The following is a 25,907-nucleotide window of genomic DNA, read 5'->3' as shown; positions in this document are numbered from 1 at the left end:
AAGGTGGTGGATTTAAAGACATGCGTGGATTATTTAGAGTTATATGCTTTTAGTAATTTGTATATCAGCAGAAAAACTGAATGTAATGGGGATGTATTTATTTTGCCGGCAAAGTATCCGAATAAAGAATCCTATAGAGTGAAAGTGCAAAATGATTTCCATGAGGAAAAAAGAATAGTGATGCAACGTGTTTCAGAAGGAAAAATGACAGAAGAAGAAGGTAAACAGGAACTGCTTTGGTATGAAAGGCGGTTTTGTGACAATATTGAAAGATATGGGAAATTTTTTGAAGATGAAGCAACCCAAAAAGAAGTTTCGCGGTTAAAGGCAGAGCGCGCAGAAAAAAATATAAATGCAATACGTGCGATGGGAATCGAAGTGTAAAAGACGGGGGGCAAAAAGAAGGGAGTAAGCATATGAAATTTTATTGCACGGGAAAAGGTCATCTGGTTTCTTGAAAACCGGATGACCTTTTTTGAAAAGCAGAAAGGCTTCTTGTCCTTTCATTAGTATATTCAATTTAAAGTCAACTATAATTATTTATCCTTGTTATCAGCGTCGATCACTGACTTGATCTGTTTCATAAGAGAGTCATAGTTGTCCTGATTGTCGATTCCTCCAAGCATAGGTTCTCCGACAATATTACCATTTCTATCGACTAGTATGGTTGTAGGAAATGCCATGATGTCGGAGGCATACTTGCCTATACTTGAATCAGAGTCAATGGAGATATTGCGGTATTTTGCACCCTGGCTGTCAAGAATGGCTGCGGCTTCCTTGATAGCATCTTCGTTTCCGTCAAATGTCTCTGTGTTGATACCTACTACCTCGCCTCCCATCGATTTGATGGCATCGTTTAATTCATTAAGCTTGGATAATTCTGCGACACAAGGCTTGCAGCCGGTAAACCAGAAATTAACGACGGTTACTGCATTATTGGAAAACAGGCTTTCGTCAACAGAATTACCATCCAAATCCTTGCCGGAGAAACTCTTGAAAGGTGTGATTTCTTCGGAACTGTCGTTCTGGTCGGTGCTTTCTGATCCTGCGTTTTTATTTTCGATTTCTGTTATCTGCTTTTCAATCTGTCTGATAGTTTCGATATCATCGTTAAGTGTTTTAAGTTCATCATCTGTAAAGGATTCCTTGTTTGATTCAACGGTGCCGGCCAGATAATCGGCATAATCTCCGTTTGGATCAGCGCTGCTTTTATTCATCATGCCAAATACCTTGTTCCATACTTCCTGGTGATCTGAAAAGATCTGGTTCTCCTGCTGATATAGATCATCCAGTTTCGTGTTGGAATTGTCCGCAGCTTCAGTGGTGGCTTCTGTCTGGGTTTTTTGTGAACTCTCAGTTGTGGCAGATTCTGATCCGTTACATGCCGTGAGAGATAATGCTGCACAGAGAGTGATAATAGATATTAATGTTCTTTTTGTCTTCATAAATAATTGCTCCTTTAAATAATATTAGTGTGGTTGATTGTTACATGTTGGTTTTGGAAGATTGCTTATGTCCTTTTTGGGAACATGGCTTTCCCATAAACTGATAGTGGATCGCATCTTTTGGACATGCCTTCATACATGCTCCGCATCGTATGCATTCCGGATGATTTGGTGTTTTGCATACATCTACATCCATTTTGCATGCCTTTGAACACTTACCGCATCCGACACATTTGCTGCTTTCAACCTTGATACTCATAAGGCTGACCTTGTTAAATAACGAGTAGATTGCGCCGAGAGGACAAATCCATTTACAGAAGGGTCTGTAGAACAGAATACTCAGAACGACAACTGTAATTAAAATAAGGCATTTAAAAGAAAACAGTTTTCCAAGTGCAGAGCGTATAGCCGCATTTCCAAGTGAAAGTGGTATAGCTCCCTCCAGAACACCTTGTGGACAAATATACTTACAGAAGAACGGGTCTCCCATTCCTATGGAGTTCGTTACAAGCATCGGCAGAAGTATAACGAAAACAATAAGGATTATATATTTCAGGTATCTTAGTGGTTTCAGCCTGGCTGTGGAAAACTTTTTTCCGGGAATTTTGTGAAGCAGATCCTGAAACCATCCAAATGGACACAAAAATCCACATATAAATCTTCCGAGGATCACACCGAGCAAAATGAAAAAACCAGTTATGTAGTAAGAAAATTTAAATTTGGATGATCCGACGACCGCCTGAAATGCACCAATGGGACACGCTCCTGTTGCAGCGGGACAGGAGTAACAGTTTAATCCCGGTACGCATACTGTTTTGGCTTTGCCCTGATAGATCTTGCCTTTAAATAAATTGGGGATGTGAATATTGGTAAGCAGCGTGGCAGCTGCCTGTATCCATCCGCGTATTCTGGCTGTTTTTTTTGACAGTGATTTATTCTTATCCAATTCCTACACACTCCAGACATAATTTTATTGCTTTGCTGAGCACGGCAGCCGCTTCACCTCTGACTGCACCATAGCTGATCATTGCTATACCCGTGATGAGTAAAATGATCTGAGATATTTTCCCGTACTTCAAGATATTGTAGCTCCTTTCATGATTGTGTTTGTTGACCAGCTGACTTTGGTATTATACAATAGCTGTTGTAAAATTTTTGTTAAGAAGGATTTTTGTTAAGAAACAGGTGACAGTTTTGAGATTATTGATAGTTGAAGATGAGAAACAGATATGTGATATGATTGCGAAAAGTCTGTATGATGTCGGGTATGAGGTGGATACCTGTTATGACGGAGAAGAGGCTCTTGAATGCATTCTGTCAGAGGAATATGATCTGATCGTTCTGGATCTGAATCTGCCAGGTGTGGATGGAATGGAGATTTTAAAGGAACTCAGACAGAAAAATGAAGAGACAAAGGTTATCATATTATCTGCAAGGGGACAGATCGCGGATAAGGTTGAAGGGCTGGATGCGGGTGCAAATGATTATATGGAAAAGCCATTTCATTTGCAGGAGCTTGAGGCACGTATCAGAAGCCTTACAAGAAGAAAATTTGTACAGAAGGATGTATGTCTGGAAAGCGGCGGGATAAAGTTTGATACGATAAAACGTGAGGCATACGCAAAAGGAGAGAAGGTTCCCCTTACAAGAAAAGAAAATGGAATCCTGGAATATCTGCTTCTTAATCTGGGCAGACCGGTAAGCCAGGAGGAATTGATGGAGCATGTCTGGGATGCTTCGGTTGACAGCTTCAGTGGAGCAATCAGAGTACATATGTCTTCGCTGAGAAGAAAGCTTAAGGCAGTGCTTGGATATGATCCGATTTTGAACAAGGTGGGAGAAGGCTATAAAATACGAGAGGAGTCCGACAGATGAAAAGAATGTCGCTGCAGTGGAGGCTTACCTGTATAATCACATTATATATTGCGCTTATATGTGGATGCCTTACTTTACTTGTCTATAAAAATGGCGTGTATTATATTGATTCTCTGCAAGAAACCGTTGATGCCCAGGGAGATGATAATGGGAGTGGTACTGATGAAATATATATCAGTATTCCGGAGGATAAGTGGGATGAATTTGCAAATGATTTTTCTGTTAAGGTGTACAATAATAAGGCAGATTACAAGAAAAACAGCCTGATAATTTCTGCCTTGCTGGCCCTGCTTGGCGGAGTAGCTACATATTTTATAAGTGGGCATGCACTAAAGCCGATCAGTGAGTTTTCTGATAAAATTGAAGAGGTACAGGCACAGAATCTGGCGGATTCACGAATAGAAGAAAACAATGTTAAAGAACTGAACCAGCTCAGCGTTTCATATAACAAGATGCTTGAACGCCTCTCGGATGCATTTGAGATACAGAGACAGTTTACTGCAAATGCAGCACATGAGCTCAGAACTCCACTGTCTTTAATGCAGATACAGCTTGATTCATATAATTCTTCCCGGCATCCGGGAGATGACGAAGTCACTCTGCAGACGATAAAGATGGTCACTGAACAGAATGAGAGACTCAGCAAAATGGTAAAGACACTTCTTGATATGAGTGAGCTTCAAACTGTGAGCCGGGATGATAAAATAATGGTCGACGCGCTTGTTGATGAGGTATTGGCGGATCTGGAACCTCTTGCACAGGAAAAGGATATAGAACTTATTGGAGAATGTACGGATGTAACGATGATAGGAAGTGACATCCTTATTTACAGGATGTTATACAATCTTGTTGAGAATGCTATAAAATATAACCGCACAGGAGGACGGGTTACAGTGACAGCGCGTCAGAAGGAAAAACACGTTTACCTGTCAGTAGAGGATACCGGAAATGGTATCCCGGAAGAACTGAAGGATCGCGTGTTTGAACCTTTCTTTCGCGTGGATAAATCCAGAAGCCGTGAGCTTGGCGGCGTAGGACTGGGACTTGCTCTTGTCCGCGAGATCGTGATAGTGCATGATGGCAATATTGCAGTTAAGTCTAATCCGTCTGGAGGAACGATTTTTGAAGTCGTTTTATAAAGTGAGCATTACAGCAGTTACATATAACAGACTTACCCACTTACTTTCCGGTAACAGCATATTGGCTGTCATACATAGCCTTAAGATTTTCGTTGGAATTGAATTTTTCTCCTATGCAGAATTCTTCAGACCATGTCATGTAGTATGCCCATGGAGTGTGTGACTTCTCCAGAAGATGTATATCCGGTATATATCCAACTTCGGTAAGGGCGGCAACCTTGTTCGGAGAGGTAGCTTCTACAAGCTTTGTATATTCTTCACTGTAATCGGTTGCTGTGTATTCCGGCAGATATATGTCCATGGAGACAATATCAACGAAGTCATCTCCAGGGTATACGCCTTTTGTAGGACAGTTCCATACCCATATAAGGTTGTTGATGTTCAGTACATTTGTATAGTAGTCGAACATGAGTCTGTAGAGCTTTGCCGCAACAGCAGGACCTTTGGCACCCCACCAGAACCAAGTGCCCTCGGACTCGTGGAAAGGTCTCCACAGAACCGGGATATCTTCAAGCTGGAATCTTCGGAGTTCCTTTGCGATGATGTCCATATCGTGGTAGAAAGCATCACGTTCTCTTGTTCCTGGAATGAGCACCTTTTCAGCGTCGAAGTCAGTGTGCTCTGTGTAGAAACTCTTGTCACGACCTCCAATCGGAGAGAACCAGTGAAATGTGAAAGTGACAATGCCATTTGTTTTCTTTGCCCATTCGAGAGCGGTGTCAAGGGTATCCTGATTTTCATATACCTCTGTGAGACATTCTGCGGATGCATCATTATAGTTTATGTTTGGCGAGTATCCAAGCAGCTCGAAACCTCTGAGTGCCGGACATTTGCCTGTCTGTTCGTATATATAGTCAATCTCCTCCATAGGATTGGTCTGTGTGTGCTGACCTGTTATTATCTTATTACCGGCAATCTCCGATAAATAATCCAGTAGATTCTGTGCTGAATGCGATATGTGCTTGTTTGCTGCTTTCTGCATCTTATTTTCTCCTTCATTAGTATGTGTTTGATATGCTTTTATCATATACAAATAAATGTAATAATTGTATTATATAAAGAGCAAAAAATTGTATAAACCTATCATGATACAACTTGGATCGTAGGGGGAGAGACTGCTATGGAAATGTTTGAGTACATTGATGAGATGAAACAGCCATATGATATATTTTACACAGATTGTGTGCATTCTGAATTGCACTGGCACTATTACAGTGAGGTACTTTATATAGTCAGCGGATCTATCCGGGTGATCTGCAATGATGGAGAGACGGTTCTCAGAAAAGGGGATATGTGCTATCTATATCCGCTGCAGCTTCACAGTATAAAGGCGGATAAGACCTGTACGGAGCCGGTGAAGTATGCGGTCATAAAGTTTAATATGTATACACTGGGCATTCCCCAGATTTATGTAAGGAAAATGTATGATTGTTTTGTATACAGGACGGAGACTACAGATTTCTGTATGGTTATAAGGTCTGAAAAACTAAAAGAAAGTATGGCAGATATTGTTCAGGATATATTTGAGGAGTATATGGAAAAACGGGAGATGTACATGCTTGCGGTTCAGTCTGGGATATATAAGCTGCTCATCATCATGTCAAGACAAATGAAAACAAATGGAGATTTTAAGCATAAGAGGTCGGATGGTTATGTGTATTTCAATCACATACTGGAATATATAGATGCGCATTCGTCAGAACAGATTGAGGTTAAATATCTGGCAGAAATGTGCAGTATGAGTTATTCACACTTTGCCAGATCATTTAAGGCTCGTTATGGAAGATCGTGTAAGGAATACATATTGTATATAAGGCTCAACAAGGCGCAGAACATGCTGCTGTATTCGGATTATTCCATGGAATATATCGCGCAGGAAAATGGTTTTTCGGACAGCAGTTATTTTATCCGTGTGTATAAAAAGTGGAGGGGAATCACTCCGAAACAGGAAAGGATGCAGAACAGACTTTAGTATCCCAATAGGGTGCAAATGAAACAGACTCACATGTGATCGAGACACAAGTGAGTCTGTTCATAAACCGATTATATTGTTGCCGTTGCGGACTTTGCACGGCTGATTTTATTTCCCCCGAATTTTCGTCTCAGCTGTTTCATAACCCACAGGTACGCAGGTATCAGGAAGAGATCAGCACATACCCATGCAAGCGGACTTCCTAGTGATACGCAGATGAAACCGAAATGAGGCACCAGCACGAAACCGGCAACAGAACGGGCAATCATCTCACATATGCCTGCAAGTATGGCGAAAGTCGAGTATCCAAGCCCCTGTATCATGAATCTTACGATATTCACAAGAGCCAGGAATATGTAGAATGCGGCGTTGATAACTACGAATTCATATATGTAGCCGATAAGCTCAATCTGTTCCTTCTTTACAAAGAGAAGTGCAAGCTGCTTTCCGAATACGATGGAGAAAGCCAGAGCCACGAGGGCATATATGATTCCCATCTTGATACAGGCTTTAAGTCCCTGATCAACACGGTCAAGACGTCTGGCACCAACATTCTGACCTCCGTATGTTGCCATGGTGGAGCCCATTGCATCGAAAGGACAGCACATGAACATGGAAATCTTGCTTCCTGCTGATACGGCTGCAACATATGTTGAACCCATATCATTGACTGCGGTCTGAAGAATGACACTGCCTATGGCGGTTATGCTGTACTGCAGGCCCATAGGCAGACCCATACCGCAGAGCTTAAGGCAGTGGCGCATGCTGAATGTCCAATCCTCTTTACTGAATTCAAGATACTTCAGTTTCTTTGTCATGTATATCGTACATATGATTCCTGACACTGCCTGTGAAGCTACTGTGGCAACTGCAGCTCCGGCGACGCCCATAGGAACAACAAGTATAAGATCAAGTATTATGTTGACAATTGATGAACCCACAAGGAATATGACAGGTGTGATACTGTCTCCGAGTGATCTCAGTATCCCGGCGGTCAGGTTGTAGAGGAAGGTTGCCGGAATGCCCAGGAATATTATAAATATGTATATATATGCATCATCGATGATATTCGAAGGTGTTCGGAGAGCCTTGAGTATCTGCATGGTAAAGATACTTACTGCTACTGTTATAACAGCAGCCAGTGCAACGGATGACCATATACTGTTGATTATATATGCCTTAAGAGCCTTGAAATCCTTCGCACCGTAAGCCTGTGCAACAGGGATTGCAAATCCGTTGCAGATTCCTATACAGAAACCGAGTATCATGAAGTTGATGCTTCCGGTGGAACCCACCGCCGCCAGCGCGTCAGTTCCAAGCTTCTGCCCGACTATGACAGAATCCACCATATTATAAAACTGCTGAAATATCAGACCAAAGAGAAGGGGCAGACCAAAGTTCAATATAAGCTTTGAAGGCTTTCCTTCAGTGAGGTCTTTTGTGCCACTGATGCGCGCGATAAAATTCTTCATGTGATTCACCTCTCAAAAATCTAGTTGTTTGTTTATAAATTGCTTGTTTTCACGATATCGTGTGTTTGCTAGTTAATCACCTTTTAATGATTTTATATATGGAAAAAAGGTGATTAAACGTGGTAAAATGTAAACACTTTTGTAATGGTGAAAACTTGATATATATTAGTCTCTGAACTAATATAAGTACAGTCGTAAAAGTGATGAAAAAAGAGAAAATAATTGTGCATAAAGCGCATGGATACGAACCGGGATGATATCAGTAGTGATCATGACCTGGCAGGGGATATGGAATGAGTAGAGATAGTGATAAAAAAAAGAACAATAAAAAACACAGAGAAGAGATTAGAAATATAAGCAGCATAGAGAATGGTACTTCGAGAGCCTACAGGCAGAAGGTGCTTGTCAGACAGGCTGGAAAGCTCGTGGACGAGCTGGAGCGCGCAAGGCGTGAAGAACAGGAGACTCAGGCAGATGGAATCATCAGACAGAAGGTAGTCAAGAGAAAGAGCACCAGGATAGCGTACAGGGTGGTTGGCATAATATTTGTACTGGCAGGTATAGCACTTGTGTGGTGGGCTATGGGAGGTCACTACAGAATGATAAAGGCTGCTATTGCGATTGCGGCCATGGCATATGGATTTTATGTGGTCAAGGCTTCATTTAGAAAGTCTGCATATGATATGACATATCTGTTTGGTCAGGATGTTGTAACGATCATTCAGAAGAGAGGCAGTAAGGTGATACCGTATGAGACTATTACAGGGTATATCATGATAGAGCCTGATCCTGAATTGAAGTATTATATAATTAAGTTTGACAGAGGCAGGGAGAGTTACATAGTTCCATTTGCCGGAGCAAAAGGCAAATGTGAGGCGGTATACGATATCCTGAGAGAGAAGGTAAGAACTGATGAAGAATAAAATACTTGAAAAGCTGCAGAACAGTGATGGATATGTGTCAGGACAGGAGCTCTGTGAGCTGTTGGGGGTATCCAGAACAGCGGTGTGGAAGAACATACAGGCACTCAAGAATGAAGGTTATGTGATCGAGGGCGTGAACAACAAGGGATACAGATTGGTGAGTGAGCCTGATGTAATGTCTGAGGAGAAGATCTCAAAGTATCTTGAGACCAGAACATTTGCCAGAAAGCTTTACTATTATGATGAGACGGATTCAACGAACACCCGTGCCAAGATAGTCGGGGAAACTGACTGTGTTCACGGAGCTCTGTTCGTGGCAAATGAACAGACTGCAGGAAAGGGACGAAGAGGCCACAGTTGGAATTCTGATAAGGGCACGACAATATCCATGTCGTATCTGCTCAAGCCGGACATAGATATTTCCTGTGTGTCAAGGATAACTCTGGTGTCGGCGGTGGCACTTGCCAGAGCGTTCAGCAAGGTGGATGGAGTAAAGCCTCAGATTAAATGGCCGAATGATGTGTTGTCTGATGGAAAAAAAATGGTCGGAATCCTCACAGAGATGAGTTCCGAGGGAACTGACATAAGCTATGTTGTTGTGGGAATAGGCATAAACGTGTATAACCGAAGCTTCCCTGAGGACATAGCAGACAAGGCCACATCAATACTGCTGGAAAATGGCAAGGGCTGTGACAGATCATGGTTCATTGCACAGGTGTCAAATGAATTTGAAAAGCTATATGACGAATTTATAAAGAATAAGGACCTGGGATTCCTTGTTGATGAGTACAACAGTTATCTTGTGAACAGGGATAAGCAGGTGTATGTAATAGAGGGGGATAAAAAGACAGAGTACACGGCGCTTGGACTTTCAAAGGATGGCGGACTTCTGGTGAGGGATGCCGATGGCGAGGTTCACGATATAATATCCGGGGAAGTATCCGTGAGAGGAATATATGGATATGTGTAAGGCTGAAAAAAATAGCTGATCAAGAATATGGTTATAGGGCTTAAGAAAATTAATAATTGGTATGTATAATTCAAAAAAACTAGAAATATAGCCCCTTATAGTTTATAATCGGCAGTGAGTATATAACAAAACTTAGAAAACACAAAGATGGAGGACATAAAACATGGAAAAGATTCAGATGACCACACCACTTGTAGAGATGGATGGAGATGAGATGACCAGAATTCTCTGGCAGTATATAAAGGATGAGCTTATTTATCCATTTATCGATCTCAAGTCAGAGTACTATGACCTTGGACTTGTACATAGAAATGAGACAGATGACAAGGTAACATTTGACTCAGCATACGCAACACAGAAGTATGGCGTAGCTGTAAAGTGTGCTACTATCACACCTAATGCGGCAAGAGTTAAGGAGTACAATCTCAAGGAGATGTGGAAGAGCCCTAACGGAACCATCAGAGCGATCCTTGATGGTACAGTGTTCAGAGCACCTATCGTAGTAAAGGGAATCGAGCCATGTGTTAAGAACTGGAAGAAGCCTATCACCATCGCAAGACATGCATATGGTGATGTATACAAGAGCGTAGAGATCGATGTTCCAGGTCCTGGAACTGCAGAGCTTGTATTCACAGGCGATGACGGACAGGTTATAAAGGAGACTATACATAAGTTTGATGGTCCTGGTGTTCTTCAGGGACAGCACAACGTGGACAAGTCTATTGAGAGCTTTGCAAGAAGCTGTTTCAAGTATGCGCTTGATACCAAGCAGACATTGTGGTTTGCCACAAAGGATACCATATCAAAGAAGTATGACCATACATTCAAGGATATCTTCCAGGAGATATTCGATGCAGAGTATAAGGAGCAGTTCGATGCAGCAGGTATTGAGTACTTCTACACACTTATAGATGATGCGGTTGCCCGTGTTATGAAGAGTGAAGGCGGTTACATCTGGGCATGTAAGAATTATGATGGAGATGTAATGAGTGATATGATCTCATCAGCATTTGGTTCACTTGCCATGATGACATCAGTTCTCGTATCCCCTGATGGAAAGTATGAGTACGAGGCAGCACACGGAACAGTTATGAGACATTACTACAAGCACCTTGCCGGTGAGGAGACATCAACCAACTCAGTTGCAACTATCTTCGCATGGTCAGGAGCACTCAGAAAGCGTGGAGAGCTTGATGGAATCCAGGCACTTCAGGATTTTGCAGACAAGCTCGAGGCTGCAACCATCAAGACTATAGAAGATGGCAAGATGACAAAGGATCTGGCTCTCATCACAACTCTCGAGAACCCAACAGTCCTCAACAGTGAGAACTTTATCAAGGCTATCAGAGAGACACTTGAGGGTATGCTCTAAGAATGAAATTGTGTAACGGGCTGATTACAGACGTTGCTTTTAACGGGATATCACCTTTATTCATACAAATGGATAAAGGTGATATTTTTATGCCATTGTGTAAAATGTGGCATTGGGTTAAAATAGCTTATATAGCATGCCTATAGCAGCATGCATATAGTAGTTTGTCTATCTGAGTGTAGCGTATAAGATAATGAGGAGTTGCATTTATGAGAATTGAGCATGTTGCGATGTATGTGAATGATCTTAAAGCTGCGAAGAATTTTTTTGAGAAATATCTGGGAGCATCAGCAAATGAGGGATATCATAATAAAACGACGGACTTCCGTTCATATTTTCTCACATTTGATGATGGCGCAAGGCTTGAGATAATGAACAGGCAGGGAATGGATGATCCTGAAAAGACACTTAACAGAACCGGATTGATACATATAGCATTCAGTGTGGGAAGCAAAGAAAAAGTTGATGAGCTTACCAGACAGCTTGCGGAGGATGGCTATGAGGTGACAAGTGGACCGCGGACGACAGGCGATGGATACTATGAGAGCTGTGTGGTCTGCATAGAGGATAATCAGATAGAGATAACGGTATAGGAATGACAGAATAGGAGGTAAAAGACAATGGATAATCAGGTATTAGAGGTAATAAAAAAGAGAAGCTCAGCGAGAGCATACAGTGATGAAGAGGTTATGAAGGAGCAGCTTGAGAAGGTCATCGAGGCTGGGCTTCAGGGACCTACAGGTATGAATAAGAAAGAGATACATTTTACAGTTGTTAAGGGTGATGCTCCAATTCTGGAAGAGCTTGATGCAGAGAAGCGTGCACTTCGCGGACAGGATAAGCAGCCTCACAATTTCTATTATGAGGCTCCGGTGCTCATATTCTTAAGCGCTGAGGATGACTTCAAGTGGAGCAAGGTGGATTCAGGAATTGCAGTTCAGAATATGGCTATAGCGGCAGAGAGCATGGGGCTCGGAAATCTGATAATCGGTTGCGTGTATGATGCACTTCACGGGGAGAAGAAAGCATATTTTGACAAGGCACTTGCAATACCGAAGGGATATTCATTCCAGATAGCTCTTGCCGTTGGACACAAGACTGACAACAAGACACCACATGATTACGATGCTTCTGTGCAGGTAAGTTATCTGTAGTATATACGGGGAGGATATTGTATATTGGAAAACTTGTGATGGGGTATTGGGACTGCCCTTATTGTAGTACGAAACATATAGAGGGAATGAGGCGCGAGTGCCCTTCCTGCGGAAAGCCGAGAGGACAGGAAGTTAAGTTCTATATGGATGGAGTGAGGTATCTGTCTGAGGAGGAGAGCCAGACAAAGGGAAAAGGTGCAGACTGGTTATGTGATCACTGTGGAAACTATAATTCTGCTCTCAATACACGGTGTAGCAGCTGCGGTGCTGAACGAGGTGCGAAGGATAAGGGGTATTTTGACGTCAGGAAAGAGCAGGACGCAAGAAATGCCAGAAATGCATCAGGTACAGGAATGGCTGCCGGCGGACAAAAAGGCGGGCAGGGCAATCGGAAAAGAGGACATTCATTTGGTGCTCTGAAGATAGTACTGATCGGCATGCTTGTGATAGCGGCGATAATCGGACTTACAGCAATCATAACCATGCCAAAGAAGAGAACAGTCACAGTCAAGGATATGACATGGAAGACCAGTGTTGATGTGGAGAAATATATTCTGTGTGATGAAGATGACTGGGAACTCCCAGAGGGCGCTACGCTAAAGACCACGAAACAGGAGGTCCATCATACAGAACAGGAATATGTTGGTGAGCGTGAGGAGACCTATGATTCATATGAGGTGATAGGTTCCCATGTGGAGTACAGTTATGAGGACAATGGAGATGGAACCTTCTCTGAAGTTGCAAATAATGTGGATGATTACGGATATGTGACGAGAACGAGGTCTGTTCCTGTGTACAGGGATAAGCCGATATACAAGACGAAATATTATTATACAATATGGAGGTGGAAGTACAACAGGACGGAGACTGCGGAGGGCGGTGGAAAGACACCGGAATATCCAGAGCCTCAGCTCACAGACAAGGAGAGACTAGGGGAAAAAACAGTTGAATATGAAGTCACATGCGAAGTGAAGAATAAGGAAAAGACATATAAAGTTGAAAAGTCTATATATGACAAACTTGACATAGGTGAGACATATAAAGTCAAGGCTGACTCTGAGGAGATAGTGAGTATCATAGAGTAAAGACTTAAGAACATGGAGGCGGGCAAAAGTGACAAAGCAGTCAAAGCCTGGTAAGGATAAAAATTCAGATATTGAGAGATATCCGTATCTGGTGGCTGAGCTGCCAGGACAGATTGCGGGATATGCTTATGTGGGACCATTTCATGACAGACCGGCGTATGACTGGTTCGTGGAGACATCAATATATGTGGATAGGAATATAAGGCATATTGTTGATCCTGAGAGACCATTCTGACTTGCCTGGCTCATCCCCAGATGGATAAGACATAGTGAAAATTATGTCGAATCTGTTCGGGGATTTTTTTATTATAACGAATATGCGGGAAGTCTGTTGAATACTATGTATTTGAGACGAAATAGTTAAGGCGGACATTGAATGAGAGGTAACCATGATAATGGTATGTGCTTTCAGACTATGCAGCTCATAGCAGTTGCAGTGGCGATGGTTTTTGTGCTTTGCGTGACGGCGGGGACTATAGGAGTACTTGCAAAGGCAGACGATGGTAGTTATATGCTGCAAAGCAGCTCTGCAACGGAGCTAATGGGGGACTTTGGTGTGATATGTTTTGACACACTGTGTGCACAGACACATCTTCACAGTAACTTTATCACAAAGACACTCAGTGCAAATTCCAACTCGGGACTCAGAAATTCGTATGGAGTATATGAGGAATTCTACTTTGAAAATGCGGAACGGATGTGTGGCTGTGTGTCGGATGCAGGAACTGATATGCTATATACAGGATCGGAAGTCAGGAGAGCAGATGGCGGTGAAATATATATCCGTATGAATGATGGCTCCGAGACAAAGCTTGACAGTCCGGCAAATGTCAGAACCGATGCGGAGATTGCAGAGGATGGTGAATATTCTAAATATGCAGATATGGCTGATATACAGAGAAAGTTTATTGACTATAGTCAGAAACTTAGGACTTATGCAGACACAGAGGGTACTGTGGATGTTGATATAACAGGTGATATGAACGATAGAAGTGTGTCAGTAAATGGTAGCGGACTGCATGTGGTATCCATGGATTACAGTCAGCTCGCCGCGGGCACAAATCCGATATATTTTGAGTTCCCGGATTATGGTGATGATACGGTGCTGCTCATGAATATTGATCTGGCAGGTATCCAGGATGCTGTTCTGGGCGATCTGATACTTGGAAGCAAGAGCGATGCAAAGGCAAACGATAATGGTAATTTTTATAATGCCTACAACAGAATGTATTTTAACTTCTATGACAGCTCGGCAGCAGATGGACAATTTGGCGGAAGCATAACATTTGCGGGCAGGGGATTTGGAACAGTGATAGCACCGGAGGCAGCGGTAAATCTCGGACACAACTGGGATGGTTGTGTGGTGAGTGAAGTATTCTCAAACGGAGGAGAGTTCCACAGAGTACCGGGAAATGATTTCCTGGATGAAGAGCCAACGACAGAAGATACAACAACGGAGGATACAACGACAGAGGACACCACAACAGAGAACACCACGACAGAGGATACCACAACAGAGAACACCACAACAGAGAACACCACAACAGAAGATACCACAACGGAAGACACCACGACAGAGGACACGACAACAGAAGATACCACAACAGAAGATACCACAACAGAAGATACCACAACGGAAGACACGACAACAGAATCAACAACAGGAACAACAACAGAGGATACCTCAACAGAAACTACGACGGGTACAACTACAGAGTCGACCACGGAACGTACTACATGGAGTACAACAGGAACAACAAACACCATGACAACAACACGTAACACGCCTCCGGGCAGACATCCAGATACAGGTGATCGGCTGCCTGTAAAAGAAATGGCAGTTGTGGTTATTCTGGCTCTTATGGGAAGTGCAGGGATATTAATATATAAAAAAATAAGAAAGTAGACATATTCTATTGAAATAGGACATAGAGCTGGGCTACAGCACCGCCATGTATGCAGCGTTTTACATGGCGGTGTTTTGCGTAATACAGGTAAAAATGCCCATAGTCTTGCATAATATCCCAGGATGTGATATATTTTAGAGGAATTTTGTGGTACAAAATACCATGGCGGGAGAATGTGTTTACATTATTTGACACAGAATAATAAGAAGGCACATTCTTTATTTTTGCTCATTAAAGATAGGAGAACAAGAACATGACGATAACTGATGAAACAATTGATTATGTTGGAATCCTTGCAAAGCTTGAGCTCTCCCCGGAGGAGAAGGAGCAGGCAAAGAAGGATATGTCAGACATGCTTGATTATGTCAGCAAACTGAATGAACTTAATACAGACGGTGTGGAGGCTATGAGCCATACATTCCCATACAACAATGTGTTCCGTGAGGACGTTGTTGTAAATGGAGACGACAGAGAGAACATGCTGAAGAATGCGCCAGAGCAGAAGGATGGCTGCTACAAGGTGCCAAAGACATTTGACTAGGAGGTAGGCTGAAGTGAATTTAATGGGTATGACGGCTGTAGAGCTGGGAAAAGCTATTAAAGATGGACAGGTGAGCGTAGTTGAAGCGACACAGGCCTGTCTTGACAGCATCGAGGCGTGCGAGAAAGATTATAATAGTTTTGTCACGGTTGATCGTGAAGGAGCACTTGCCCAGGCGGAGGAAGTGCAGAAGAAGATAGATGCGGGAGAGCTCAATGGTCCTCTTGCAGGAGTGCCGATAGCAATAAAGGACAATATGTGCCAGGAGGGTGTGCAGACAAGCTGTTCATCCAAGATTCTGTCAAATTTTGTTCCAACATATACTGCTGAGGCCGTTGTGAAGCTCAAGGAAGCAGGAGCGGTTATAGTAGGACATACCAACATGGATGAGTTTGCCATGGGAAGTACAACCGAGACATCATATTTTGGTGAGACAAGAAATCCATGGGATACAAATAGAGTTCCAGGTGGTTCATCAGGTGGATCAGCGGCAGCAGTTGCCGGTGAGGAGGTGCCATGTGCCCTCGGTTCAGATACCGGTGGATCCATCAGACAGCCGGCTTCATTCTGCGGTGTTACCGGAATCAAGCCAACCTATGGAAGAGTGTCAAGATACGGACTTATAGCATACGGTTCATCACTTGACCAGATCGGACCACTTGCGAAGAATGTAGAGGACTGTGCGACGATCCTTGAGATCATATCACAGTATGACAAGAAGGATTCAACATCAGTTAACAGAGATGACAATGATTTTACAAGCGCACTTGTGGATGATGTGAAAGGCCTTAAGATCGGTCTTCCAAGAGACTATTTCACAGAGGGACTTGAGCCTGAGATAAAGGAAGCCGTGTATGGAGTAGCTGAGACTTTGAAGGCAAAGGGAGCTATTGTTGAGGAGTTTGATCTTGGAATGGTTGAGTATGCTATTCCTGCTTACTATATCATTGCATCGGCGGAGGCAAGTTCTAACCTTGAGAGATTCGACGGTGTAAAATATGGTTACAGAACACCAGAGTACACAGATCTTCACAACATGTACAAGAAGAGCCGTTCAGAAGGATTTGGCCCTGAGGTCAAGAGAAGAATCATGCTCGGTTCATTTGTGCTGAGTTCAGGTTATTACGATGCATATTATGTAAAGGCCCTCAAGGCAAAGGCTCTCATCAAACAGGCGTATGACAAGGCGTTTGAGAAGTATGATATCATTCTCGGACCTGTTGCACCTACAACAGCACTGAAGATGGGAGAGTCACTCTCAGATCCTATCAAGATGTATCTGGGAGATGTGTACACAGTCCCTGTAAATCTTGCAGGACTTCCGGGAATATCACTTCCATGTGGAACTGATAAGGATGGAATGCCTATAGGTGTGCAGATGGTTGGAGATGCATTTAACGAGAAGACCATAATCAGAGCTGCATATGCATTTGAGCAGACTAGAGAGTACAAGAGACCTGCACAGGTTTCAGAAAGGGGGCTGTAAGAGATGGCAAAGACATATGAGACAGTCATCGGACTTGAGGTCCATGTAGAGCTTGCGACCAAGACAAAGATATTCTGCGGCTGCAGCACAGCATTTGGAGGAGCTCCTAATACACATACATGTCCTGTATGTACAGGAATGCCGGGCTCACTTCCGGTACTTAACAAAGAGGTTGTGAATAAAGCGATTGCGGTTGGTCTTGCAACAAACTGCACTATCACACAGAATTGCAAGTTTGACCGAAAGAACTATTTCTATCCGGACAACCCACAGAACTACCAGATATCACAGCTCTACTATCCAATATGCAGGGATGGTAAGGTTGAGATAGAGGTTGACGGAGTTAAGAAATATGTGAGGATCCATGAGATACATATGGAGGAGGATGCAGGTAAGCTTGTCCATGATCCATATACAGACAGCTCACTTGTGGATTTCAACCGTTCAGGTGTGCCTCTTATAGAGATAGTATCTGAGCCTGACATGAGATCTGCGGAGGATGTAATAGCATATCTTGAAAAGCTCAGGGAGACGATACAGTATCTCGGAGCTTCAGACTGTAAGCTGAATGAGGGATCCATGCGTGCTGATGTCAATCTTTCGATCAGAGAGGTTGGCTCAGAGGAGTTTGGCACACGTACAGAGACCAAGAACCTGAACTCATTCAAGGCCATTGCCAGAGCCATAGAGAATGAGAGAGAGAGACAGATCGATCTCATCGAGTCTGGTGAAAATGTTGTCCAGGAGACAAGAAGATGGGATGATACTAAGGAGTATTCATATCCTATGAGATCCAAGGAGGATGCACAGGATTACAGATATTTCCCTGATCCTGACCTTGTACCTATCCACATCAGCGATGAGTGGCTCCAGCAGGTAAGGGATGCACAGCCTGAGTTCAGAGACGAGAAGAAGATAAGATACAAAGAGGAATATGCGATTCCTGACTATGATATAGACATCATCACGGCCTCCAAGAAGCTGGCAGATCTGTTTGAGGACGCGATTGCACTGGGAGCACCTGCAAAGAAGGTTTCCAACTGGATCATGGGAGAGACCATGAGACTGATGAAGGAGAACAGTGTTGATGCGGAAGACCTGAAGTTTTCAGCGGAGAATCTTGCGAAGCTCATCAAGCTTGTTGATGACAGGGTTATCAATGGCGGTGTTGCAAAGGAAGTGTTCGAAAAGATATTTGCAGATAATATAGATCCTGAGAAGTATGTCAAGGATAACGGACTTGCAACTGTTCAGGATGACAATGCACTTAAGGAGGCATGTCAGGTAGCCATAGATAACAATCCAAAGGCTGTTGATGATTACAGAGGCGGCAAGGAGAAGGCTCTCGGAGCACTTGTCGGACAGGTTATGAAAGTTATGAAGGGTAAAGCAGATCCTGGATCTGTCAACAAGATGCTTAGGGAGATGCTATAAATATGGAAGAAAACAGAAGAGTTAGAAAGAGGGACAGATACAAACGTCTCATAACAGTGGGTGAGGCCTGTGTACTCATCGCTGTGGAGCTGGTGCTGTTTGGACTCATGTGGTACCGGGACTATGAGGTAACGCTTACGCTTCCGTTCTGGAGAAGAGGAAACTGGGCAGTTATCGGAATGTATGGAATAATCATCATACTTTTCACCAAGCTTTATGGTGGTTACAGAGTCGGATTCTTCAGACTGCTTGATATAGTTTACTCACAGCTGCTGGCTCTCGTGTGTGCCAATGTAGTTGGTTACCTGCAGCTCTGTATAATCTGTCGTGACTATGTAAATCCGGTACCATTGTTAAAGGTAACCGGGCTTGAAACGATAGTGATATTGATTTGGATATTTGCGTGTAGATTTTTGTATGCGAAGATGTATCCGCCAAGGCATCTGCTGCTGGTATATGGATATAAGACTCCGATAGAGTTCATAGACAAGATCAATGCCCGTAAGGACAAGTATGTAATAGAAGACAGAATACATGTCAGCGAGGGCGAGCAGGCGATCAAGGAGAAGATACTCCAGTACGATGGAGTAATCATTTGCGAGACCAAGGCTTATATAAGAAATGAGCTTGTGAAGTATTGTTTTGAACACTCCATCAGATCGTATGTTGTGCCAAAGCTTTCCGACATAATCATATTAGGAGCTGAGCCTATTCATTTGTTCGATACGCCTATCCTCTTATCACGAAATCAGGGACTTACCGGTGACGATATGATCATTAAGAGGATCATGGATGTTATATGTGGATTTATACTGCTTGTCATAGCTTCACCATTTATGCTCATATCAGCACTTGCGATATGGCTGTATGACAGAGGACCGGTATTCTACAAGCAGGACAGACTGACACTGAATGGCAAGGTGTTCAAGATCATCAAGTTCAGAAGTATGAAGATGGACTCCGAGGCAGGTGGAGCACAGCTTGCAAAGAAGGATGATGACAGAATAACCCCTGTGGGAAAATGGCTCAGAAAGCTGCATCTTGATGAACTGCCACAGCTTTTCAACGTACTCAAGGGTGATATGTCACTTGTCGGACCGAGACCTGAGAGACCGGAGATCGCCGAGCTTTATAAAAAGACATTCCCTGAGTTTGACTACAGACTCAAGATGAAGGCCGGACTTACGGGATATGCACAGGTTTACGGCAAATACAACACAACCCCTAGAGATAAGGTTAAGCTGGATCTTACCTATTATGAGCAGTATTCAATATGGCTTGATCTCAAGCTGATGCTCCTGACGGTAAAGATCATGTTCCAGAAGGAGACATCAGAGGGAATCGCATCAAATATGACCACGGCACTCAGGGATGGCGAGAAGGTACAGATACCTTCACCTGTAAATGTGAAGCCGGAAGGGCTTGATGAGTCTGAGGATGCATTCTATGACCTCGGAAAGACTGTGCAGAAAACAGATAAATAATAAGCGATATATATCGATGTAGGTGTGTGTGATGACTGGAGAAAAAGTATCGGTGATAATTCCGGCGTATAACAGCAGCAGAACCATTTATTCTGCGGTGGATTCAGTTATGAAGCAGGGGATTCCTGTGGAGGTCATAATAGTTGATGACTGTTCGACGGATGATCTGACAGGAGCACTTGATGGATACGCGGAAGATGACCGTGTGAATATCATCAGAAATGAAAAAAATATGGGAGTTGCAGCTTCGCGTAACCGCGGGGTTGCGGCTGCAACTTGCAGATACGTTGCATTTATAGATTCGGATGATCAGTGGCAGCCTGATAAACTGGCTAAACAGTTGAAGCTTATGGAGCAGACAGGTGCGGTTCTGTGTTCTACGGCCAGGGAGCTTGTGAACGAAGACGGATCCAGAACGGGAAAAGTGATCGGAGTTCCTGAAAAGGTCACCTATAAGATGCTACTCAGAGGAAATGTGATCAATTGTTCATCGGTTGTGATGGACAGACAGGTTGCACTCAGATATCCGATGGGCAACGACGATATCCATGAGGATTATATTTGCTGGTTGCAGATACTGAAGGAATACGGAAGCTCGGTTGCGATAAATGAGCCGTTGCTATTATACAGGCAGATGAGAAACAGTAAGTCTGGTTCAAAACTGTCGTCTGCAAAAAAGACATTTGCCGTATACAGAAAAGTTGGATATGGAGTTATAAGAAGCTGCTTTTACTTCATGTGTTATGCGGTAAATGGTGTTGTAAAATATCTGTTCTGATAGGAATAAATTATATGGCGGAGAAAAGAAATGACGGATGACAATAAGAAGAGAGGCCCGGGAAGGCCGACGGAAAAGAGAAAAGATACGATCCTGAGACTTAGGATAGATACAGATACTCATCGGAAGCTCAGTGAATGTGCGGCGGTGCGACAGGTATCTATGTCAGAGCTTGTCAGGGAAGCGATAGATGAGATATTCCGAAGAGAAAAAGAAAAACAGCAGAAGAATGAGGCAGAATAAAAATAACAGGTCGATGGCATATACCATCGACCTGTTATTTTGTTATATATTCATGGATTAAAGTGTGTAGCCGTTCTTTTTGAGGAGCTCTCTGGCTGAGTCTATAGAATCATTTCCTGTAGCATTCTTTATAGGAGCAAATTCCTTCTCTCTGTCGACCTCAAATGGAAGACATGTTCCCATATAAGCGATCATATCGAGAGCCAGTGTCTCAAATTTGTAGCCGTTTGGCTCTGATGGCTTGACGATCTCTCCATCCTCACCGACATAAGGGATAGCCTTCTTGACGATGTGGAGAGGCATACTTTCATTCATGATCTTCATCAGTCTGTCAACCGGGAAGATATAGTTTAATGTAACTCCATAGTTGTAAGCGTAATCGCCGTTGGCATCGCGCTCATCACGCATGGCATCTGTGAGTTCATAATACTCGACGATATATGGCTTTCCGTGGTTAGTACACAGGACGCCAACCTTCTCGTCAGGGTATGCTTTTTTGACAACCTTTCCGCCGGAGAGGAAGCCCTCTGTGAGAACTGCTCCGAGGAATACTGGGTCTGCAATTCTCTGAAGTACATTGTCAACTGAGAATACATTTATATACTTGATTCCGTATTTCGTGAGCTTGTCGAGGTGGCCGGCCTTGCAGAGGGATGAGAACCATCCACCGTTGCCGTTAGGAGACATGGCAACCTTTCCCTTCTCCTCGAGATATATCTTGCCGTTGAAGTCCACTGAAGGAACCATTTCCTGTTTAAAGAAATGAACATATTCAGGATTGTAACCGAAGTAGTCATGCTCTTTGAAGAATGATGTTGTGTCATCGTGGTTCTTCTCATTGGTCATGATGAAGAAATGGATCCAGGTATCTGCCATCTTCACAATATCGAGGGTGTGCTCGATGAGAAGCTGGAATATAAACATATCCTTGGTGACACCGACGTTGAAGGTTCCCTTAGGACCGGAGAATCCAAGACGGGTGCCCTGACCACCTGCCAGGAGGACCAGTGCCAGATCGCCAGCTTTGATGGCTTCAAGGCCTGCGTTCTTGTATATATCATATTTTTCTGCAATGCTGTCCATCTGGAGAGCTGCAACGGGAGCGATATCAGAATCACTTCCTGATGAATTGTGTCCGATCATATCGATAAGTGAGAAATCAATTTCACTGATCTGGTTCAGGAGTGTTGCCTGTTCAGCCTCGCTGAGAGTATCATAATACTTTAATAAGTGTAGCTGTCCTTTTTCTTCGAGAAGCTTGTAAGCGTTTTCGTAATTCATAAAAATCTCCTTAATAAATGTGTAGTTTGTATTTATTTTCTCTATCCGTGTATAATCCCTAAATTAATGATATTTCTTCTTGATCTCAATAGTGTCTGTGAATACCTTCCAAATGTCCTTGATCTTGATCCTTCTTCCATCTGCTGCATCGTCCCTGCTGTAATTCAGGACGATAGGAGCTTCGGATATCGAATATCCCTGTCTGTGTGCAGCCACAAGGATTTCAATATCAAAAGCATAGCCCGATATGGAAAGGTTCTCGGCAATCGGCTTTATGACTTCTGCTTTGAAAAGCTTTATACCGGTCTGGGTGTCATGGATACCAAGATGAAATAGCATTTTGAGCATAATATAATAGCTGTAGCTCATGACTCTTCTAATAGGAGGATAATCAAGCTTGGATTCAGGGTGAAGCTTTGATCCTATGACTATGTCAGAACCGGTGTCCCTCATCTGCTTCATAAATGGCTTGAGAAGAGATGGACTCAGTTCAAGGTCTGAATCAAGGAATGCTATATATTTGCCGGAAGCTTTGGCAATTCCGGTTGTGATAGCATGTCCCTTTCCCTGATTGACATCATATCCTGTATCTACAATATGAGAATCCATTTCGGCTGCCTCGGCAATAAGTTTGCCTGTGGAGTCCTTGCTGCCGTCATTCACAGCGATTATCTCATAATGATGAAGAAAACGGCTGAGTATTCGGCTAGTCTCAAGAAGATTATCTTTGATGTGCTGTTCTTCATTGTAGGCGGGCATAACCACCGACAAAGTAATATTGTTAGTATCCATTTCCTGCTCCTTAAAAAATAAGCATTGATATTTAGACATTATTAATACGAGTATACTTTTTTATACATCATGTGTCAAATAAAATAGTGTTAATATGAAGGTGTTTATACTAATTAAGATATAATACATGTTGTAAAAGGAAAAAATATAATGTATTATAAATCGAGGTAACGACATTTTTAGATATTTGAAAAAGGAGTTCCAATGGATAATAAGAAGAAAAATGGAATGAGATCCAGGTACGATGAGGACATGGATTGGCTGGATGACGATGATGATTATCTTGATGATGGTGGATTGATAGGATCATTGTTGTTCGGGGATAAAAAGAAGAAAGAAAAAAGGCGTGATCCTGAGCCGGAGAGAAAGGCTGATAAGAGACCGGAAAAGAAGCCGGAGAAGAAGACTCAGAAGAATATTTCCAGACCTGTGAAGCCGGAAGAGAATTATGACGAGTATTATCACGAGGACAGCAGGGCAAGAAGAGTGAAGAGTGAGGCCCGGGCAAAGCAGAGACAGACCGGACAGCCTGTAGCAGACAGAGCTGTGGACAGAGGTCCGGTGAAGAGGACACAGGGCACTGTACCGAGGACACAGAGCAATCAGAGTACCGTGCAGAGACCTTCAAAAGCTGCCCAGAGACCACGCAGGAGTATACAGAGCACAGGAAGCTCATCTGTGGACAATCTGCTCAGAGAAGTTGACAATATTGAGACAGATGTGCAGACAAGACATGAGGAGCTTAGACGTGAGGCGTGGGAACGCACCCAGAGAAATGTTGCAAAGGCAAAGGCTGAGGTTGAGAGGCTGGAGCTCGAGAGAGAGCAGAATGCCCGCGAAGAGGCAAGAAAGCTTAAGGTTCAGCAGGAGCTTGAGCGCCGCCAGCAGATGAAAGAAGCTGAGAAAAAGGAAGAGCCTGTTGAGGAAGATAACAAGATCACTGAGCCGCAGGAGAGTGATGCGGAAGTTGTAGAAACTGCCACACAGCCAGTAGAAGAGCATGAACAGAAGACTGAGCCGGCAGATATTCTGGAGAAGAATACGGAGCCTGTCCTTGACGATGAGGTCGAGGAAGCTGCAGAGGCAGAGCCTGTGGAAGAGGCTTCGACAGTATCATCCCGAAGAACAGATGACATGCTGGACATGGATGAGCTTGAGCGTATGGAGAAGGATATTGATGAGGATAAGCTCAGTTATTCGGAATCAGATACGGCTGATCTGGGACTTGGAGACATAGGCAAAGCATTGGGCTTCGATGAAGTGGAGCTTGAGGATGATGAGGAAGAGCCTGAGGAGGACGAGGAGTCAGACAGCGAAAAGTTCTTCAGGGCGAACCTTCTCGATGAGGCTGATCCAAAGGTTGTCAATCCGGAGAGAAAGAAGCTTAACATCAGTACAAGAGTGTGGGCGATAGCGTTCTTTGTCCTGCTTGCACTGTTTATACTCATATGTATAATATATGTCAAGAATTATGCCAGAATGAAGTACAATGAGATGGATATCAATGAGATAAGTGCAGATCAGATACTTGTCAATGACGGTGTCAAGGATGCGACCAAGGGATATCGTGCCATTGCACTCTACGGAGTGGATTCCAGAGATTCGAATATGAATTCAGGAACTAACAGTGACAGTATAATGATAGTGAGCATCAATGAGAGCACCAAGGAGATCAAGCTTGTATCTGTATACAGAGATACTCTGATGGAGATAGCAAGCGGTTCCATGGATACCACACAGAAGGTGAATTACGCATACCAGCTCGGCGGTGCGGTTACAGCTATCAACACACTGAATACCAATCTCGACCTGAATATCACAGATTATGTGGCAGTTGATTTCAGTGCAATGGCAAGTATAATCGATGCTGTTGGAGGCGTTGATGTCAAGGTCATTGATGAAGAGGTGAACAACTTCAATAAGAACCTTGCAGAGCAGATAAGCCTGTCAGGCAAATATTCATCAGGAATAACTGAGGCAGGAGAGTATACTCTTGACGGACAGCAGGCAGTTGCATATTCAAGAATACGATCCACTGGCCAGGGAGATATAACAAGAACCGAGAGACAGAGAATAGTCCTCATGAAGGTTATAGACAAGCTGCTTAGCGCAGACACAGGTTCACTTGATTCATTTGTTGATGTTTCATTTAAATGTATATCAACAAGTCTTAACAAGGACGATATACATGCTCTTGTCAAGAGTGTGGCTGGATATAAGGTTGTAGATACCGCAGGATTCCCATTTGCATATGAGGCAAAGGAACTCTCGGACAAGGGTAACTGCCTTGTGGCTGCTGATATGGCATCCAATGTGGAGGCATTACATGAATATCTGTATGGTGCTGACAAATACGTCATATCAGGCACAGTAAAGCAGATAAGCAGCAATATAGAGAGCATATCAGGTGTTAAGTCACAGAAGGTCAAGGTGACGACGGAGGCTCCGGGTGATGGAATATCAGATGGAAGCGACGAGGATGGAGATCTTAGGACGATAACAACTCCTCCAAAGGGAATGATCGTCGAGGAATAAAAAACTAAACATAATAATT

At 43.3% G+C, this 25,907-nt stretch carries 25 protein-coding genes and 1 pseudogene; 19 read left to right on the top strand and 7 right to left on the bottom strand.

Annotation, left to right across the window (positions count from 1 at the left end; translation table 11 throughout):
• Positions 1-384, top strand: a pseudogene (locus tag DWW60_RS13725) (hypothetical protein); the annotation flags it as partial.
• 152 nt (positions 385-536) lie between these two features.
• Here DWW60_RS13725 and DWW60_RS12635 read toward each other — a convergent pair.
• From DWW60_RS12635 to DWW60_RS12625, 3 genes are read right to left on the bottom strand one after another with little or no spacing between them, the layout of a single operon-like run.
• Positions 537-1,445, bottom strand: coding sequence for a TlpA disulfide reductase family protein (locus DWW60_RS12635; protein ID WP_117875509.1), 909 nt, complete (start codon positions 1,443-1,445; stop codon positions 537-539).
• A gap of 40 nt (positions 1,446-1,485) precedes the next feature.
• Entirely contained in the window at positions 1,486-2,391 is a 906-nt protein-coding gene (locus DWW60_RS12630; protein ID WP_055223722.1) for a 4Fe-4S binding protein, read from the bottom strand.
• Complete coding sequence (locus DWW60_RS12625) at positions 2,384-2,527, bottom strand: CD1871A family CXXC motif-containing protein (protein WP_055223724.1); 144 nt, start codon at positions 2,525-2,527, stop codon at positions 2,384-2,386. The genes DWW60_RS12630 and DWW60_RS12625 overlap by 8 nt, the downstream gene beginning before the upstream one ends.
• A 154-nt stretch (positions 2,528-2,681) precedes the next feature.
• Here DWW60_RS12625 and DWW60_RS12620 point away from each other — a divergent pair, with 154 nt between their 5' ends.
• Together DWW60_RS12620 and DWW60_RS12615 are read left to right on the top strand one after the other, a co-directional pair.
• Entirely contained in the window at positions 2,682-3,320 is a 639-nt protein-coding gene (locus tag DWW60_RS12620) for a response regulator transcription factor (protein ID WP_238045940.1), read from the top strand.
• On the top strand, positions 3,317-4,459 hold the full coding sequence (locus DWW60_RS12615; protein ID WP_015533238.1) for a HAMP domain-containing sensor histidine kinase: 1,143 nt from the start codon (positions 3,317-3,319) through the stop codon (positions 4,457-4,459). Before DWW60_RS12620 ends, DWW60_RS12615 begins: the two co-directional genes overlap by 4 nt.
• Positions 4,460-4,499: 40 nt before the next feature.
• Here the strand turns inward: DWW60_RS12615 and DWW60_RS12610 are convergent, their stop codons facing one another.
• Positions 4,500-5,441 (bottom strand): glycosyl hydrolase, encoded by a 942-nt coding sequence (locus DWW60_RS12610; protein WP_117875507.1) that lies wholly within the window; start codon positions 5,439-5,441, stop codon positions 4,500-4,502.
• Positions 5,442-5,579: 138 nt separating this feature from the next.
• Here DWW60_RS12610 and DWW60_RS12605 point away from each other — a divergent pair, with 138 nt between their 5' ends.
• A complete protein-coding gene (locus tag DWW60_RS12605) occupies positions 5,580-6,431 on the top strand; it encodes an AraC family transcriptional regulator (RefSeq protein WP_117875506.1) in 852 nt (283 codons plus the stop codon).
• 71 nt (positions 6,432-6,502) lie between these two features.
• On the opposite strand, the gene DWW60_RS12600 is transcribed toward DWW60_RS12605, so the two are convergent.
• Positions 6,503-7,903, bottom strand: coding sequence for an MATE family efflux transporter (locus DWW60_RS12600; protein ID WP_055273615.1), 1,401 nt, complete (start codon positions 7,901-7,903; stop codon positions 6,503-6,505).
• 293 nt (positions 7,904-8,196) lie between these two features.
• Between DWW60_RS12600 and DWW60_RS12595 the strand changes: the two genes are divergently transcribed.
• From DWW60_RS12595 to DWW60_RS12530, 14 genes are all read left to right on the top strand, one after another.
• Positions 8,197-8,826 carry a hypothetical protein gene (locus DWW60_RS12595; protein WP_055143903.1) on the top strand — a complete coding sequence of 210 codons (630 nt, stop codon included), beginning with the start codon at positions 8,197-8,199 and terminating at the stop codon, positions 8,824-8,826.
• The gene (locus DWW60_RS12590) at positions 8,816-9,796 is read left to right on the top strand and encodes a biotin--[acetyl-CoA-carboxylase] ligase (RefSeq protein WP_022217163.1); all 981 of its coding nucleotides are present in this window, start codon (positions 8,816-8,818) and stop codon (positions 9,794-9,796) included. Before DWW60_RS12595 ends, DWW60_RS12590 begins: the two co-directional genes overlap by 11 nt.
• A 163-nt stretch (positions 9,797-9,959) precedes the next feature.
• Positions 9,960-11,168: an NADP-dependent isocitrate dehydrogenase gene (locus DWW60_RS12585; RefSeq protein WP_015533231.1), complete on the top strand. Its 1,209-nt coding sequence runs from the start codon at positions 9,960-9,962 to the stop codon at positions 11,166-11,168.
• A gap of 209 nt (positions 11,169-11,377) precedes the next feature.
• On the top strand, positions 11,378-11,761 hold the full coding sequence (locus DWW60_RS12580) for a VOC family protein (protein WP_117875505.1): 384 nt from the start codon (positions 11,378-11,380) through the stop codon (positions 11,759-11,761).
• 27 nt (positions 11,762-11,788) lie between these two features.
• Entirely contained in the window at positions 11,789-12,322 is a 534-nt protein-coding gene (locus DWW60_RS12575; protein ID WP_117875504.1) for a nitroreductase family protein, read from the top strand.
• Positions 12,323-12,339: 17 nt separating this feature from the next.
• Positions 12,340-13,407, top strand: coding sequence for a zinc finger Ran-binding domain-containing protein (locus DWW60_RS12570; RefSeq protein ID WP_243002962.1), 1,068 nt, complete (start codon positions 12,340-12,342; stop codon positions 13,405-13,407).
• 28 nt (positions 13,408-13,435) lie between these two features.
• On the top strand, positions 13,436-13,642 hold the full coding sequence (locus tag DWW60_RS13945) for a GNAT family N-acetyltransferase (RefSeq protein ID WP_055273605.1): 207 nt from the start codon (positions 13,436-13,438) through the stop codon (positions 13,640-13,642).
• Positions 13,643-13,783: 141 nt separating this feature from the next.
• Positions 13,784-15,313 (top strand): hypothetical protein, encoded by a 1,530-nt coding sequence (locus tag DWW60_RS12560; RefSeq protein WP_117875503.1) that lies wholly within the window; start codon positions 13,784-13,786, stop codon positions 15,311-15,313.
• A 254-nt stretch (positions 15,314-15,567) separates the two neighbouring features.
• On the top strand, positions 15,568-15,855 hold the full coding sequence (gene gatC, locus DWW60_RS12555; RefSeq protein WP_015533226.1) for an Asp-tRNA(Asn)/Glu-tRNA(Gln) amidotransferase subunit GatC: 288 nt from the start codon (positions 15,568-15,570) through the stop codon (positions 15,853-15,855).
• A gap of 22 nt (positions 15,856-15,877) precedes the next feature.
• Positions 15,878-17,341: an Asp-tRNA(Asn)/Glu-tRNA(Gln) amidotransferase subunit GatA gene (gatA, locus tag DWW60_RS12550; protein WP_172678739.1), complete on the top strand. Its 1,464-nt coding sequence runs from the start codon at positions 15,878-15,880 to the stop codon at positions 17,339-17,341.
• A gap of 3 nt (positions 17,342-17,344) precedes the next feature.
• A complete protein-coding gene (gene gatB / locus DWW60_RS12545; RefSeq protein WP_117875502.1) occupies positions 17,345-18,775 on the top strand; it encodes an Asp-tRNA(Asn)/Glu-tRNA(Gln) amidotransferase subunit GatB in 1,431 nt (476 codons plus the stop codon).
• A gap of 2 nt (positions 18,776-18,777) precedes the next feature.
• Complete coding sequence (locus tag DWW60_RS12540; protein ID WP_055223734.1) at positions 18,778-20,259, top strand: sugar transferase; 1,482 nt, start codon at positions 18,778-18,780, stop codon at positions 20,257-20,259.
• Between the two features lie 31 nt (positions 20,260-20,290).
• Entirely contained in the window at positions 20,291-21,037 is a 747-nt protein-coding gene (locus DWW60_RS12535) for a glycosyltransferase family 2 protein (RefSeq protein ID WP_022217156.1), read from the top strand.
• A 30-nt stretch (positions 21,038-21,067) separates the two neighbouring features.
• Positions 21,068-21,280 (top strand): toxin-antitoxin system HicB family antitoxin, encoded by a 213-nt coding sequence (locus DWW60_RS12530; protein ID WP_055273599.1) that lies wholly within the window; start codon positions 21,068-21,070, stop codon positions 21,278-21,280.
• A 57-nt stretch (positions 21,281-21,337) separates the two neighbouring features.
• Here DWW60_RS12530 and DWW60_RS12525 read toward each other — a convergent pair whose 3' ends face one another.
• Positions 21,338-22,561, bottom strand: a complete 1,224-nt coding sequence (locus DWW60_RS12525; RefSeq protein WP_022217154.1) for a UDPGP type 1 family protein — start codon at positions 22,559-22,561, stop codon at positions 21,338-21,340.
• Between the two features lie 63 nt (positions 22,562-22,624).
• A complete protein-coding gene (locus DWW60_RS12520) occupies positions 22,625-23,353 on the bottom strand; it encodes a glycosyltransferase (RefSeq protein ID WP_022217153.1) in 729 nt (242 codons plus the stop codon).
• Positions 23,354-23,557: 204 nt separating this feature from the next.
• On the opposite strand from DWW60_RS12520, the gene DWW60_RS12515 reads away from it, so the two are divergent.
• Complete coding sequence (locus DWW60_RS12515; protein WP_022217152.1) at positions 23,558-25,888, top strand: LCP family protein; 2,331 nt, start codon at positions 23,558-23,560, stop codon at positions 25,886-25,888.
• Positions 25,889-25,907 lie beyond the last annotated feature (19 nt).

The organism is Coprococcus sp. AF16-22, from assembly GCF_003461545.1.
GTDB lineage: Bacteria > Bacillota > Clostridia > Lachnospirales > Lachnospiraceae > Coprococcus > Coprococcus aceti.
Note: the sequence above shows the minus strand (reverse complement) of the source record. Positions and strands in the feature narration are given on the sequence as shown.

Bases quoted from the DNA above. Each gene is read 5' to 3' on its own strand.
- DWW60_RS12575 (WP_117875504.1), top strand. From the start codon at position 11,789: ATGGATAATCAGGTATTAGAGGTAATAAAAAAGAGAAGCTCAGCGAGA.
- DWW60_RS12600 (WP_055273615.1), bottom strand. From the start codon at position 7,903: ATGAAGAATTTTATCGCGCGCATCAGTGGCACAAAAGACCTCACTGAA.
- DWW60_RS12635 (WP_117875509.1), bottom strand. From the start codon at position 1,445: ATGAAGACAAAAAGAACATTAATATCTATTATCACTCTCTGTGCAGCA.
- gatC (WP_015533226.1), top strand. From the start codon at position 15,568: ATGACGATAACTGATGAAACAATTGATTATGTTGGAATCCTTGCAAAG.
- DWW60_RS12560 (WP_117875503.1), top strand. From the start codon at position 13,784: ATGAGAGGTAACCATGATAATGGTATGTGCTTTCAGACTATGCAGCTC.
- DWW60_RS12610 (WP_117875507.1), bottom strand. From the start codon at position 5,441: ATGCAGAAAGCAGCAAACAAGCACATATCGCATTCAGCACAGAATCTA.
- DWW60_RS12585 (WP_015533231.1), top strand. From the start codon at position 9,960: ATGGAAAAGATTCAGATGACCACACCACTTGTAGAGATGGATGGAGAT.
- DWW60_RS12540 (WP_055223734.1), top strand. From the start codon at position 18,778: ATGGAAGAAAACAGAAGAGTTAGAAAGAGGGACAGATACAAACGTCTC.
- gatB (WP_117875502.1), top strand. From the start codon at position 17,345: ATGGCAAAGACATATGAGACAGTCATCGGACTTGAGGTCCATGTAGAG.
- DWW60_RS12530 (WP_055273599.1), top strand. From the start codon at position 21,068: ATGACGGATGACAATAAGAAGAGAGGCCCGGGAAGGCCGACGGAAAAG.
- DWW60_RS12595 (WP_055143903.1), top strand. From the start codon at position 8,197: ATGAGTAGAGATAGTGATAAAAAAAAGAACAATAAAAAACACAGAGAA.
- DWW60_RS12520 (WP_022217153.1), bottom strand. From the start codon at position 23,353: ATGGATACTAACAATATTACTTTGTCGGTGGTTATGCCCGCCTACAAT.
- gatA (WP_172678739.1), top strand. From the start codon at position 15,878: ATGGGTATGACGGCTGTAGAGCTGGGAAAAGCTATTAAAGATGGACAG.
- DWW60_RS12605 (WP_117875506.1), top strand. From the start codon at position 5,580: ATGGAAATGTTTGAGTACATTGATGAGATGAAACAGCCATATGATATA.
- DWW60_RS12515 (WP_022217152.1), top strand. From the start codon at position 23,558: ATGGATAATAAGAAGAAAAATGGAATGAGATCCAGGTACGATGAGGAC.
- DWW60_RS12620 (WP_238045940.1), top strand. From the start codon at position 2,682: ATGATTGCGAAAAGTCTGTATGATGTCGGGTATGAGGTGGATACCTGT.
- DWW60_RS12580 (WP_117875505.1), top strand. From the start codon at position 11,378: ATGAGAATTGAGCATGTTGCGATGTATGTGAATGATCTTAAAGCTGCG.
- DWW60_RS12535 (WP_022217156.1), top strand. From the start codon at position 20,291: ATGACTGGAGAAAAAGTATCGGTGATAATTCCGGCGTATAACAGCAGC.
- DWW60_RS12615 (WP_015533238.1), top strand. From the start codon at position 3,317: ATGAAAAGAATGTCGCTGCAGTGGAGGCTTACCTGTATAATCACATTA.
- DWW60_RS12590 (WP_022217163.1), top strand. From the start codon at position 8,816: ATGAAGAATAAAATACTTGAAAAGCTGCAGAACAGTGATGGATATGTG.
- DWW60_RS12525 (WP_022217154.1), bottom strand. From the start codon at position 22,561: ATGAATTACGAAAACGCTTACAAGCTTCTCGAAGAAAAAGGACAGCTA.